Genomic DNA, 13,894 nt, shown 5'->3' on the forward strand with positions numbered 1-13,894 from the left:
CTAACGGCGAATGTTGCGAAATCCACTGTAGTGGCAGCACGGACAAGCTTGGTCCCGGTTCTTCGACGCTCATAGAATCCAGCGATGACTGCCGCCAACGCGTCCGTCGATCCGAGTAGTTGCGATCGCGAGCCCATTCATCTGCTGGGCGCGATCCAGCCGTTTGGATTTCTGATCGCAGTATCGACGCCGGATTGGCTGGTACAACGCGTGTCGGCGAATGTCGGCGACTGGCTCAAAGTCGCACCGGCCGACATGCTCGGCCGTGGGCTGCTCGACTTCATCCATGTCGACGCCATCCACACGCTGCGCAATCAACTGCAAATCGTGAACGTGACGGGCACTGCCGCCCGCCTGTTCGGCATTCGTATCGACGACTCGCCACGCCGCTTCGACATGGCCGTGCATACGCAGCCTGGGCAAGTCGTCATCGAGTGCGAGCTCTCTGCCGCCGACAGCTCGGTGAACGCGAGCGCGCTGGTCCGAGGCATGATGAATCGGGTGCAGGGCATGCGCGATCCATCCACGCTGAGTTGCAACGCTGCCCGGGAACTGCGCGCGCTGACGGGCTTCGATCGGGTCATGGTCTATCGCTTCGCGCCGGATGAGTCCGGCGAAGTCATCGCCGAGTCGACCGACGCCGGCATCGAATCTTTCCTGGGCCTGCACTATCCGGCCAGCGACATTCCCCGGCAGGCGCGCCTGTTGTATGAGCGGAATTGGCTGCGGATCATCCCCGACATCGAGGCCGTGCCTTCGCCCATTGGACCGACGCTCGACTCGGCCGGCAAACCGCTGGACCTTTCGCACAGCGTATTGCGCAGCGTCTCGCCCATTCATATCGAATACCTGAGAAACATGGGCGTGCGCGCCTCGATGTCAGTGTCGATCCTCAGGGAAGGACGCTTGTGGGGTTTGTTCGCCTGTCATCACTACTCCCCTCTGCACGTCAGCTTCGAGCGGCGCACGGCCGCGGAACTGTTCGGGCAGATGTTCTCGCTGCTCATGGAAAATCGTGAGCGCGAGACCGAAAGCGGTTACGAAAATCGCGCCCGCGAGCTGAACGACCGTCTGGTGCAGGCGCTGACCGGCGAGGACAACCGCGCCCAAGGCATCGCCCGGCGCCTGGGCGACATCGCCACCCAATTGAACTGCGACGGCATCGGCCTGTCGATCGACGGCAAAGTCACACTGAATGGCATGACGCCGGAACCCCGGCAATTCGTGGACTTGATCGAGCACATCCGCGCGTCGACGACCACATCGGGCAACCATGCGATCAACGCGATTCGTGCCGACTACCCGCAAGCCTCGGAATTTCAGGGCCGCGCCGCCGGCATGCTGGTGATGCCGCTCTCCAGGCTGCCGCGCGATTATCTGGTCTTCTTTCGGCGTGAAGTGGCGCATACGGTCACCTGGGCCGGCGATCCCAACAAACCGGTCGTGGCGGGCCCGCTCGGCGATCGGCTGACGCCGCGCAAAAGCTTCGAGTCGTGGCGTGAGACGGTCTCCGGACAAGCGGTGCCGTGGTCGGCGGCAGACCTTCGCATCGCCAACGCTTTGCGCATGAGCCTGCTCGAAGCGATCTTGCGCCAATCCGATCAATCCGAAGAAGCACGGCGTCGCGCGATGCAAAGACAGGACCTGTTGATCGCCGAGCTCAACCATCGCGTCCGGAACATCCTCAGCCTGATCCGCGGGCTGATCAATCAAAGTCACGACCCGAATCTGTCCTCGGTGCAGTTCATGGACGTGGTCGGCTCTCGCCTGCAGGCGCTGGCTCGGGCGCACGACTTGATCACAGCCGATCATTGGGGGCCGTCGCTGTTCAGCGCGTTGATCGACTCCGAGGCTGGCGCTTATCTATCCGGCGACGCCATGCGCATCCAGCGCGCCGGCCCCGACGCGCGTCTGCAACCTCAGGCATTCAATGTGCTGGCGCTCGTGATTCACGAGCTCATCACCAACTCCGCCAAATACGGTGCGCTCTCCGACCGGCGCGGCACAGTGACCGTCGCAACGCAACTCGACGAATCGGCAAATCTCATCATCGACTGGCGCGAGCGGGACGGTCCGCCGGTGCAAACACCCAAGCGTCGCGGCTTCGGCAGCGCCGTGATCGAGCGAACGATTCCATACGATATCAAGGGCGAGGCGCAGATCGACTTCGAGCCGCTCGGAGTGCACGCACGTTTCCTGATTCCGTCAGCCTACGTGCAATGCATGGACAAAGCCGCGGCACAGCCGACCGCGGCGGCAACGATCGCGCCCGACGAGTTGCCGATACCTCAGGATGTCTTGCTGGTCGAGGACAATCTCATCATCGCTCTGGACGCAGTAGATGCGCTACGCAAGGCAGGCGCTCGCGATGTGCGGCCGGCGAGCAATGTCAGTGCCGCACTGGGCATGATCGAAGAACGCCAGCCGGAGTTCGCAGTACTGGATGTGAACTTGGGGATCGAGAACAGTTTCGAGGTCGCAAACCGGCTGCTCGCGCTCGGCGTGCCGTTCGCGTTCATGACCGGTTACGGAGAAAACGAAGCTTTCCCCGACGAGCTCGCGCACGTCCCGCGCATCCGCAAGCCCTTCACCCAACAAAGCCTCGCCGCCGTGCTCGGCCGGCGACGTTGAATCTTCAGCCGACGAACTCCAGCGCGAACAGCTTCACCTGGTCCTTTTCCGCCATCTCGATGAAGCGCTGGAAGTGCATGCCGCACTTCTGTAACACCTGGATCGAGCGCTCGTTGTCCGGCGACGTGATGGCGAGAATGCGCGGCAGGCGATGCTCGCGATGGCCGTACTTGAGCACGGCAGAGGCGGCTTCCAGCGCGTAGCCCTTGCCCCAGTGCTCCGGCAGGAAAGCGTAGCCGATGTCGGGATCGGGCAAAGTGTCGCGCTTGAGCAGGCCGCACGAGCCGACCGCTTCGCCGGTGCTCTTCAGTTCGCACAGAAACATGCCGAAGCCGAAGCGGTCGTACATGTCCAACGGCCCGGTTCGCAGATAGTTGCGCGCATCGTCCAGATTGCGCACGTGTTTGTCGCCGATGTAGCGCAGCCATGCCGGCTCGTTGACCAGTCTGAAAATGAACTCAGCGTCGTCGAGCGTCAGCCGCCGCAGCACCAGCCTCTCGGTTTCCAGAACGCGCATGGCATCCCCGCGTGGTAGTGCGCAGTTACTTCAACTGCAGTGGGGATCATGCTACAGGCTTTCCAGAACGCGCAGCAATTCACTGGCGGTATGGGTCCAGGTGAATTGCCGGGCACGAGCCTCGCCCGCCGCGATCTTGGCAGTACGCAGCTCCTGGTCGTTGAGCAACTGATCGATGCCGGCGGCAATCGCGTCCACCGACTCCGGATCGACCAGCAATGCCGCATCGCCCGCGATCTCCTTGGTTCCGAATCGATCGGAAGTGAGCACGGGGCAGCCGCACGACATGGCTTCCATGATGGGCATGCCGACCGACTCATATAATGAGGGCAACAGCAGCCCGTCGGCCAGCTGGTAGAACGCGGGCAGGTCCTTGTTCTCGATCCAGCCGGGCCACTTCACCCACTCGGCGATGTTCTGCCGCTTGGGCTCGTCCAGCTCGTGCGCGGAAAGATAGCGATTGCCCCCGCCCGCGATCACCAGCGGCATCCCCTGAGCCGGACCGACTTTGGCGTACGCCTGGATCAAGCGCGTGAAATTTTTTGGTGGATAGATCGCGCCACAGTACAGCAGAAAGCGCGGCGGCAATGAGAATCGCTGCCGAACCTGTTCGAGCTGCTCGGGCGACAACCGCGTGCGGAAGCCATCGCTCAGCCCGGAATAAATGGTGTGAATCCGCTCGCGCGGCACGCTCAGATATTTCTGCAGGTGGTCGGTCGTGACGGCGGACACCGAAATCAGCGCATCGGCCTTGGTGACATAGCGCGGCACCAGATATTTATGGCTCATCCGATCGAGCAGCGGCGAGGCCTGCGGCATGGCGTACCAATCCAGGCCATGACACACCCACGAGGTCTTGCACTTTGCTCGCAATGGAATGGAGTACTTCGGATTGAACAGCACATCGATGCCCAGTTTGTCCACTGCGCGCGGCACCTTGATCTGATCCCACAACAGGATCGGGCCGCCTTCCAGCAGCACCTCCTGCACGCCGTCGACGCCTCGATAAGTGCCGAGACGCTGCCGGTTGCGGAACAACAGCACGATCTCGTGCTGGCGATTCTGCTCGATCAGCGAGCGCACGATTTCGCGGGTGTAGACCTTCACCCCGCCTTCATGCTGATCGAAATGACGCAACATGATTCCTAAGCGCATGACATCAACTCATCGCCGCTCATCGATGGTTACGGTAGGCCGTGAACTGTTCGCGATACTGTGACAAAGGCGTCGCATAGAACGCTTCGGCGTAGCCGCCCTGGAATCCCGGGGGATTGAGCAGCCCCGCCGAGCGATGGGCATTCAAGCCGATGCTGGCATGCAGGTAATCGCATTGTTTGAGTTGACTGCGGTACTCCTGCAGCGCCTGTTTCTTGGTCTCGACGGTGCTGTCGATGCGCACCAGGCAATTCGGGAACAGCGGCGTCCAGACCTCGTAGCCCATGCAATGAAACTGCAGCGACGTGCCCTCCGCCGCATCGAGCAATACACGGCTGGCGGCACGATGATCCGGATGTTCTTCCAGATAGAACGGCAGGTACACGATGTCCGGCCGATGCTTCAACAAGACGTCGCGCAGTTGCCCGGCCGCCCAGTCGCATCGGTCGAGCGCGCCGTCCTCGGCATCCAGGCAAATCATCCGGTTCACGCCGAGCCGCTGTAGCGCCGCCCGGGCTTCGGTGGTGCGCAATTCGATGAGCTCCCGCTGTTTTCGCTCTCGTTCTTCGCCGTACAAGGTGTTTACCTCACTGCTTCCATTGCGCCCATCCGTGAGAAACACCACTGCGATCTGCGCTCCGCGCTGTGCATGCAAGGCTAACGTCCCACCGCAGCCAATCGTTTCATCGTCCATGTGGGGCGCGAGGACCAATATCTTTTCCGCGCCGGGCTGCCATACCATGGCCGAATGATTGTAGACGCCCGAGACTTGCAGAAGCCCTGACGATTGCAGGTAGGGCCGCGCGGCGCGACTGAGTCTTTTCAACAGGGCCTTGGTCAACTGTTTCATATCAGGCCGGGGCGTAGCTGCGTCGGCGCAGCGCGCCGAACAAATTGCCGAAATAGAGTAAATCGACCAGCAGATAAGAAACCACCAGCGCCGCGATCGTCGCGCCGATGCCAAACAAAGGTGTAAAGCCCACCGTCAGTAGCACGCAGACAAGGGTGCCCACGGTGATGCGCACCGCCCGCGCCACGTTCAAGTTGGCCGCCAGCATCAGCCGGCCCAGCACGATCTCCATGCCCTGCACGAACACGATGGCCGCCATGGCGGCGATGATTGTTTCGGAACCGGCGAAGCGCTCGCCCAGCACCGGCACCAGCAGCGGCGGCACCAGCAGATACATCGCCAAAGCGAGAATGGCCGCGAGCGCGATGCCGACGATGAGCCCGTGCCGTGCCAGTCTTTGAAATGCCATTGCATCCGCGAAGGCGTGACACAGGCGCGGATAGATGGCCACCCCGATGAAGAACAGCGGCAGGCAGGCCACCTCGACCAGCTTCAGTCCAGTCGTATAGATGCCGGCGGCGGCTTCCCCTATCTGCAGGGACAGCGCAATCACTCCGATACGATTCAACAACTGCCCGAGCAAGCTCACCGCCGCGAACGACCACAGCATCCGCGTGCCTTCGAGCACGTTTCGGCCGCTGAGGTTGGGCAGCAGACGCGCCTTGAACGACGCGGCCGAGCGCAACGCCAGGATCAGCATCAACAAGCCGCCGCATGCGAACGCGATCGAAGCCGCGTGCAACGACCAGCCGAACACCCAGATCAGCAGCCCGGTCACGACGAACGCGGAACCCCGGCCCAGCAGATTGATGATGGCCGGCGCCAGCATGTGTTGTTCGGCCATCGCCGGAACGAACAGGGTCGCCGAGAACGCCGCGCCCAGCTGATAAACGCTCATCGAGACGATGATGGTCAGCGTCGTCGGCCTCGGCTGGGTAATCAATAAGTATCCGAGGAGCACGAGCACCGCGACGACGGCGATACACAGCTGCGCGCCGAGCAGATTCGAAATCAGCGCCGGGCGCCGCTCGACCGGCAGGCGCGAGTACTCACGAACGCCGTATTCATCGATGCCGAGCGTCGCGGAGTAATAAACCAGGCCGGCCAAGGCGAAGGCGTAGCCATACTCGCCCATGCCCTCCGGACCGAAACGCCGGGACACGACCAGAAACAGCAGAAAATTGAGCAGGTCCGCGCCGACCCGGCAGGCCAGCAGCGCAAAGGCATTGCGCCCGGTGTTATGCCCCAGCGACGTCGGGGAGGAAGGTGGTGCCATGGACCCGCTTTGCCTAAGACGCTGCAGCGCCTTATCCGTTTGTTCCGCGCATTAGCAACGCGGATTTGGGCATTTAACGCGCCGCGTCGACGACGGTTCCAGCAGACTGGTTACGGAAAGTTTATCTGCCGCCCGAAACGGGCGGGAGTGGCGCTGCCGTGATGGCAGGCGCTGGTTCGGTGGCTTGAGCGGTCGTGACCGCGGGTTGCGGCTGTAATTGTGGCTGCGGCGGCGGAGTTGGAGCGGCTTCCGGTTGGCCGCGATCGCCCGCATAGTCGCCTTCGGGATTGCCGTTGCCGCTGAGAATGACCAGCAGCACGCGTCGATTCAGATTGCGGTTCTGCTCGGTATTGTTCGGGTACGCGGGACGAAATTCGCCCAGCCCCACGATCGCCAGACGACGCGGATCCATGCCGGCATTGGTGAACAAGTGAACGACGCTCGCCGCGCGCGCCGCCGACAGCTCCCAATTGGATGTGAACGCGGCCGACTTGATCGGCAGATTGTCGGTGTGGCCTTCGACTCGGATCGCGTTAGGGAACGGTTTCAACGTCAGCGCCAGCTGCTTGAGAATGTTCTGCGCTTCCGGCGACAGCTTCGCGACGCCGCTCGGAAACAAAATGTCGGTGCGAATCTCGACTTCCACCCACACGCCATGACGGCGCACCACGATCATCTGATCGCGGATCAGCTCGCTCATCGCCTGCTCGACTTCGGCCGCGACGCTCTCCAGCTCCATCATCGCCGCGGAAGTATGTTCGGCTTCGTATTGGCTCTCCGAAGCATGGCGGGCGCCCTGACTCACCACGTCGGAAACCTGCAACGGCGACGGTTCAAGCATGCTGCGCGGCTGGCCGTCCAGCATGGCCTGCTGCACGATCGTCATGTTGATGTCCGCGCCCGAGCCGACGCTCTTCTCACCGACTTGAATCGGCTGCAGCGTGCGCGGCGAGCCACGGAACGCGGCCACGAGCGAGTCGGAGAGAATTCGATACTTGCCCTCGTTGACCGAGGACATGGCATACATCACGACGAAGAACGCCAATAGCAGCGTCACGAGGTCGCCATAGGGAATGGCCCACGCTTCGTGGTTGGCATGTTCTTCGTGTTGATGACGACGGCGGCCCATGACCAATATTCAAATTGATATGTATAGGGCTCGCGCTTAGTGCAGATAACCCTGCAGCTTGGCTTCGATGCTGCGCGGGTTCTCGCCCTGCGCGATCGAGATCATGCCTTCGATCACCATCTCGCGCGTCTGGCTCAGGCCCTGGATCGAGACCTTGAGCTTGCTCGCGACCGGCAGGAAGAACAGGTTGGCGAAGCCGATGCCGTAGATCGTTGCAACGAACGCCGCCGCGATGCCGTGACCGAGCTTGGCCGGATCGGCGAGGTTCTGCATCACGGCCATCAAGCCGAGCACGGCGCCGATGATACCGAGCGTCGGTGCGTAAATACCCATGCCTTCGAACACTTTCGCGGCACGGGTGTCGGCCTGCTCGCGCGTATGCAGGTCCACTTCCAGAACGTTTCGAATGATTTCCGGCTCGCTGCCGTCGACCACCAGCTGCAAACCTTTGCGTACGAAGTCGTCACGCTCGCGCTCGATCAACGACTCGAGGCCCAGCAAGCCTTGCTTGCGGGCCGTGTTACTCCACTCGACCATTTTCTTGATCATGGTGTCGCGCTCGGTCGTGGGCGGAGTGAACACCCACGGCAGAATCGACAGCGCACGCTTCATCACGTGCAGCGGTGTCTGCACGCAAATCGCGGCGATCGTACCGACCACCACGATCATGAAGGCCGCGCCCGACAGCAGCGAATGGATCCCGGCGCCCTTCAACACGGCGCCGACCAGGATCGCGCAAGCCGCGAGCACCAGGCCGATGAGCGAAAGAATGTCCATGGGGCGAGTCGTCTTCCTTCTTAACTATCGAGCTGCGCTGCCGACTGATCGCCCTTGAACAGTCGGCGCCGCTCGCAGCTACATGCCCAGACCGGCGAGCAGCGAATCCACATCATCCTGGCTGCTTGCCGAGGGACCGTTGTCGACACCCGGCACTGCCGGGCCGAATCCACGCGACATGCCGTCGCTGGGTTCCGGCTTCTCCGGGGCCAGCGCATGCGGACCCGTGCGCGACAGACGCACCAGATTCACCAGCGCGGTCTCGAGCTCGGCGACCAGCTTCATCACGCCGCGGATGATCTGGCCCGACAAGTCCTGATAGCCCTGGGCCATCAGCACCTCGGTCAGATTGCCGCGCACTTTATCCATATCGGTGCGCGACGCCGCGAGAAACGCGTCCATCTTCTGGATCATCAGGCGGAACTCATCGATCTCGATCTTGCGGGCGCGGAATTTGGTCCACATCCCGGCGATCTCACCAGCGCTGCGGGACGTGCGATCGGCGAGCGGGCCGCACTGTTCCACCAGGTCCATGGTGCGGTGAGCCGCTTCATCGGTCATCTTCAACACGTGATCGAGACGCGCGCGTGCATCCGGCACTTCCTTTTCAGCCAGATCGACCAGCCGTGAATCGACGCTGAAGCGGTCCAGCGCGGACTGCAGATCTCCGGTGAGCTTGCGCAGCTCGGAGAACAGCGTGCGTTCGCGCCGGTGCACGATCAGATCGAGCTCGGAAAGAAACAAGTGCTCGTCGCCGGCGGCGAGCGCGCCAGCCAACGTGGCAATGCTCGAACCGTAGTCGTTGCGTAGCGCTTCTATGCCTGAAGTCATGATGGTCAGCTCAATGTTCGCAATGGCGTGCGCGAGCGTTAGGCCGCGCGCTGCTCCAAGATCTTGTCGATCTTTTCCTTGAGCGTAACCGCGGTAAAGGGTTTGATGACGTAGCCGCTCACGCCGGCTTGCGCCGCTTCGACGATCTGCTCACGCTTGGCTTCCGCGGTCAGCATCAACACCGGCAGCTTCGCCAGCTTCGGATCCGAGCGCACTGCCTTCAACAGGTCGAGGCCCGGCATGCCCGGCATGTTCCAGTCGGTGACCAGGAATTCGATGCCGCCGGCCTGCAGGATCGGCAGCGCCGTCTGGCCGTCGTCGGCCTCTTGCACGTTCTGGTAGCCCAGATCGTTCAACAGGTTCTTGATGATTCGACGCATGGTCGAGAAGTCGTCGACCACCAGGAACTTCATATCTTTGCTCACGTACCCTTCTCCTATCTTCAGATCCGGCTCTCGACCCGGTCACGCCAATCCGACAGTCGAGCCTTCAAACGCACCAGTGCCTGTCCATGCAGCTGGCAAACCCGCGATTCAGTCACCTTCAACACCGCGCCGATCTCTTTCAGATTCAGCTCGTCGTCGTAGTACATCGACATCACCAGACGCTCGCGCTCCGGCAGCTCCTTGATCGCGCCTGCCAGCGCCGAGCGGAACCCTTGTTCCGTCGCATCGAGGAACGGATCGGCGCCCTCGTCTTCCACGCGCCCGAGCAACGATTCCTCATCGCCCGACGAATCGTCCAAGCTCGCGACCCGGCAGCTCGCCGCGTCCTGAGCGATGCGGTGGTACTCATCGAGCGACACACCCATCTTCTCGGCGATCTCGACATCGCGCGCTTCGCGACCGAACTCCGCTTCCAACTCGCGCACCGCTGCGGCCGCTGCGCGCGCCTTGCGATGAACCGAGCGCGGCGCCCAGTCGAGCTTGCGCAATGCATCGAGCATCGCGCCACGGATGCGGATGCCCGCATACGTTTCGAAACTCGCGCCACGATCCGCCGTGTAGTTGGATGCGGCTTCCAGCAGGCCGAGCATGCCGGCCTGGATTAAGTCGGATACTTCGACCGAAGCCGGCAGACGCCCCGCCAGGTGATAGGCGATGCGCTTGACGAGTTCGGCATGACGGACGACCAAGGCGTCGGTGTTGTTCGCGGGCGCAGCGCCCTTGTAAGCGCGCAAACCGCTCATTTCACCACCTCCAGGCGGACCTGGGGACGGCGCACCAGGCGCTCCACGAAGAACTCGAGGTTGCCTCGCGGACCCTCCGGCACAGGCCACTTATCGGCCTTCAACGCCAATTTCTTGAATGCGCGCGAGGCCGGGCTGGCCGGAAATGCGCTCACGACGGGACGCTGTTCACGAATCGAACGGCGCAAATACGGGTCTTCAGGGATTTCCCCAACATACTCCAGGGTGACATCCAGGAAGCGACTCGTGACTTTCTGCAGCTTCTCGAACAAACCAGCACCTTCGCCCGGCGCCCGGGCCATGTTCGCTACGACTTGGAACTTGTTCACACCGTGGTTGCGGCTCAGCACCTTGGCGAGCGCATACGCATCGGTCATCGAAGCCGGTTCGTCGCACACCACGAGCAGCACGTGCTGCGCCGCTTGTGTGAACTGGACCACACTATGAGCGATGCCAGCGGACGTATCGACGATCAACGTATCGACTCGCGAGCTGATGGCGCTGAACGCCTGCACCAGGCCCAGATGACCCGCCGCGGAGAGATTAGCCAGCTCGGCCACACCCGATGCACCAGGCACCACCTGAATGCCATGAGGCGATTCCAGGATAATTTCTTCTAGCGTGCGCTCGCCGTTCAAAACGTGAGCCATTGTGTAGCGCGGCGACAAACCGAGGAACACGTCAACGTTGGCGAGACCGAGATCGCCATCGAGCAACATGACGCGACGGCCAGTGCTGGCCAGCGCGGTGGCCAGGTTCACCGACACGCTGGTCTTGCCGACGCCGCCTTTGCCGCCGGTAACTGCAATCACCTGCACCGGCCCCGGGTTGGCGGCGCGCTGCAGACCGATCGATTGAATGGAATCCATAATTGCTAGACTTAACTTACGTGAGCCAATGAGAAATTGAACAAGTCGTCAGGTTCATGCGATGGCGTGCGCCACGGTGCCGAATCGGCGACGTAACAAGTCCTCATCCGCTGAGGCGCCAGACTTACGAGACAAATCGACGGCACGCGCGATCAACTGATGCGCACGCGCGGGAGCCAGATCTTCCGGAACGCGCTGACCTTCGCTGACATACGTCACGGGCAGGCGTGCACGAATCACGGTGGAAATCGCACCGCCGAGGCTGGTCGCCTCGTCGAGCTTGGTCAGCATGCAAGTGGCGGGCTTGGCCGGCGCAAATCGCGTCACGGCTTCTTCGATCGCACCGGCCTGCGAGGCGGCAGACAAGACCAACGTGGTTTCCATGCGCTGGCTCGCGGCGGCCAGCAGCTTCAGTTCTTGCTCCAACCGCGGGTCGCGGGGACTCAAGCCGGCGGTGTCGATCAACACCATGCGCTTGTCGCTCAAATGTTCGAGCACGTCCGCGAGCTCAGCCGCGCCGTCGATCGCATACGCCGGCACGCCGAGCAGGCGACCGAGCGTTTGAATCTGTTCCTGCGCGCCGATGCGGACGGAGTCCGTCGAGATCAGCGCGATGTCACGCGGGCCATGACGCAGCACCCAGCGGGCAGCGAGCTTGGCAATCAACGTGGTCTTGCCCACGCCGGTCGCACCGACGAGCGCGACGACACCACCGCCGTCCATCCAGCGCTCGCCCGTTGTTTCAATCTTGCGTGAAAGCAGCGCGAGCGCGAGGCGGTTCGCTTCGGCCAGCTCCAGACGCGTCGGCATCTGCGTAACCACTTCGGTTGCGAGGTCCTGCGCGAGGCCGAGCTGGGTCAGCTGCTTGAGGAGTTCCGTTTGAATCGGCGAGCGACGAGACAAATCGTTCCACGCCAGCGTCGCAAGCTGCGTTTCCAACATGCGGCGCAGCGTGCGCAGCTCTTCGTTCACGTCGCTGTTGGCACCGATCAGATCGATCTGCGACAGATCCATGTCGCGGGCCGGCTCGGCGACTCCGTAACGAGCGTCGCTCGTCGCCTGCGTCTCGGACGTGTAGCGAGAGCGTGCGTTCGAGCCAGCGCGATTCGCTGGCGCACGCTCGGCCGCGGCATAACGCTGGACGCTGTCGTCGCACTCTTCCACGTAGCGATTCGTCTGCTGAGCGCGCTCGCTCGCGCGCGGCTGCGACGACTGAGACGCGAACTGCCGAGTCAGCTCGGCGCGCTCGCTCATATATTCATTTGCCGGGGCGGCCGGCGGCTGCGGGGCACGGGCTTTCGCAACGCCGCCGAACAACGCCGGATCGTGCTGAACGCGCGCGGGCGCGGGCTGAGAAACACTGCTCTGCGGCTGCGCCTGCCGGCGCTCGGCTCCATATGTATCGACGAGACCGCTGTCAGCAGCCAATTGCTCCGTCGCCGCATCTTCACCGTCGTAATCGACGGCGGCGACCACTTCGACGCCACCCTGCACGCGACGGCTCGACAAAATAACCGCGTCGGGACCCTGCGCGTCGCGCACCTGGCGCAACGCGGTCCGCATGTCAGCCGCACGATACTGTTTGATCTTCATAACTTGCTAACTCTCAGCGACCCACCGCGGTGACCAGGCGCACCTTGCGGTTGTCCGGAATCTCGTTCCAAGCGAGCACATGCATGTTCGGCACGATCGAGCGCATGAAGCGCGCCAGCGTCTGGCGCAGCTGCGGTGGCACCAGCAACACGGCCGGCTCGCCCGTCAGCTCCTGACGCTGCGCGGCTTCCGCCAGACGACGCTGCATCCGTTCGGCCAGGCCCGGCTCGAGGCCCGGCGTCGCGGCGTTGTTACCCGACAGCGAATTCGTCAGCAGCTGCTCCAAGTCCGGCTCGAGCGTGATCACCGGCAGCTCGGTCGACATGCCCGCAATGTCCTGCACGATCTGACGACCGAGCGCGACGCGAACGTGAGACTGCAACTGCACCGGATCCTGCGTACGCGCCGCGTGCTCCGCCAAAGTTTCGACGATCGTGCGCATATTTCTGATCGGCACGCGTTCCGCCAACAAACCTTGCAAAGTGCGGACCACCGTGCCCAGCGGCAGCAGCCGCGGAGTGAGATCTTCGACAAGCTTTGGCGCAGTCTTCGCCAGCGTGTTCAACAGGTGCTGTACTTCTTCGTGACCCAGCAGCTCATGCGCATGCGTCTGGATGACGTTGCTCAAGTGCGTGGCAATCACGGTGCTGGCATCGACGACCGTGTAGCCGAGCGTCTGCGCGTGATCGCGCATGGAAGGCTCGATCCACACCGCTTCCATGCCGAACGCCGGATCGCGTGTCTCGATGCCGGTCAGCCGACCGAACACCTTGCCCGGGTTGATGGCGAGCTCGCGCTCCGGATAGATCACCCCATCGCCCACCGGTACGCCAGCGAGATTGATGCGATAAGAATTCGGCGCCAGATCGAGGTTGTCGCGGATGTGTACGGTTTGTACGAGGAAGCCGAGATCCTGCGTGAGCTTGCGACGAACACCACGGATACGCGCGAGCAGATCGCCGCCCTGCGCCTTATCGACGAGCGGCACCAATCGATAGCCGACTTCCAAACCAATGATGTCGACCGGCTGAACGTCGTCCCAGGTGAGTTCCTTCGACTCCGACGCCGCCGGCGGCG

The 13,894-nt window shown here is 62.6% G+C and carries 13 protein-coding genes; 1 reads left to right on the forward strand and 12 read right to left on the reverse strand.

The features are described from left to right. Positions 1-84 precede the first annotated feature (84 nt). The gene (locus tag GYH35_RS06060) at positions 85-2,631 is read left to right on the forward strand and encodes an HWE histidine kinase domain-containing protein (RefSeq protein WP_161827892.1); all 2,547 of its coding nucleotides are present in this window, start codon (positions 85-87) and stop codon (positions 2,629-2,631) included. Between the two features lie 4 nt (positions 2,632-2,635). Here the strand turns inward: GYH35_RS06060 and GYH35_RS06065 are convergent, their stop codons facing one another. The 12 genes from GYH35_RS06065 to GYH35_RS06120 all read right to left on the reverse strand — a co-directional run. Next, entirely contained in the window at positions 2,636-3,148 is a 513-nt protein-coding gene (locus GYH35_RS06065) for a GNAT family N-acetyltransferase (protein ID WP_161814780.1), read from the reverse strand. A gap of 51 nt (positions 3,149-3,199) precedes the next feature. Then, a complete protein-coding gene (locus GYH35_RS06070) occupies positions 3,200-4,303 on the reverse strand; it encodes a glycosyltransferase family 4 protein (protein ID WP_161827893.1) in 1,104 nt (367 codons plus the stop codon). A 19-nt stretch (positions 4,304-4,322) separates the two neighbouring features. Further along, positions 4,323-5,153 carry a PIG-L deacetylase family protein gene (locus GYH35_RS06075; protein ID WP_161827894.1) on the reverse strand — a complete coding sequence of 277 codons (831 nt, stop codon included), beginning with the start codon at positions 5,151-5,153 and terminating at the stop codon, positions 4,323-4,325. A gap of 1 nt (position 5,154) precedes the next feature. After that, positions 5,155-6,429 carry an oligosaccharide flippase family protein gene (locus GYH35_RS06080; protein ID WP_161814783.1) on the reverse strand — a complete coding sequence of 425 codons (1,275 nt, stop codon included), beginning with the start codon at positions 6,427-6,429 and terminating at the stop codon, positions 5,155-5,157. Positions 6,430-6,550: 121 nt separating this feature from the next. Further along, entirely contained in the window at positions 6,551-7,558 is a 1,008-nt protein-coding gene (motD, locus tag GYH35_RS06085) for a flagellar motor protein MotD (protein ID WP_161814784.1), read from the reverse strand. 36 nt (positions 7,559-7,594) lie between these two features. Continuing rightward, the gene (locus GYH35_RS06090) at positions 7,595-8,335 is read right to left on the reverse strand and encodes a flagellar motor protein (protein WP_161814785.1); all 741 of its coding nucleotides are present in this window, start codon (positions 8,333-8,335) and stop codon (positions 7,595-7,597) included. Positions 8,336-8,413: 78 nt separating this feature from the next. After that, the gene (locus tag GYH35_RS06095; RefSeq protein WP_161827895.1) at positions 8,414-9,166 is read right to left on the reverse strand and encodes a protein phosphatase CheZ; all 753 of its coding nucleotides are present in this window, start codon (positions 9,164-9,166) and stop codon (positions 8,414-8,416) included. Between the two features lie 38 nt (positions 9,167-9,204). Next, complete coding sequence (gene cheY / locus GYH35_RS06100; RefSeq protein ID WP_129645882.1) at positions 9,205-9,579, reverse strand: chemotaxis response regulator CheY; 375 nt, start codon at positions 9,577-9,579, stop codon at positions 9,205-9,207. A 29-nt stretch (positions 9,580-9,608) separates the two neighbouring features. Further along, positions 9,609-10,355: an RNA polymerase sigma factor FliA gene (locus GYH35_RS06105; protein WP_161814787.1), complete on the reverse strand. Its 747-nt coding sequence runs from the start codon at positions 10,353-10,355 to the stop codon at positions 9,609-9,611. Continuing rightward, positions 10,352-11,224, reverse strand: coding sequence for a MinD/ParA family protein (locus GYH35_RS06110; protein ID WP_161814788.1), 873 nt, complete (start codon positions 11,222-11,224; stop codon positions 10,352-10,354). Before GYH35_RS06110 ends, GYH35_RS06105 begins: the two co-directional genes overlap by 4 nt. A 54-nt stretch (positions 11,225-11,278) precedes the next feature. Further along, positions 11,279-12,817, reverse strand: coding sequence for a flagellar biosynthesis protein FlhF (gene flhF, locus GYH35_RS06115; protein WP_161814789.1), 1,539 nt, complete (start codon positions 12,815-12,817; stop codon positions 11,279-11,281). A 13-nt stretch (positions 12,818-12,830) separates the two neighbouring features. Then, a partial coding sequence (locus GYH35_RS06120) for an FHIPEP family type III secretion protein (RefSeq protein ID WP_202624100.1) occupies positions 12,831-13,894 on the reverse strand: 1,064 nt, incomplete at its 5' end.

Origin of the sequence: Steroidobacter agaridevorans, from assembly GCF_009932555.1 — a bacterium.
Classification (GTDB): Bacteria; Pseudomonadota; Gammaproteobacteria; order Steroidobacterales; family Steroidobacteraceae; genus Steroidobacter; species Steroidobacter agaridevorans.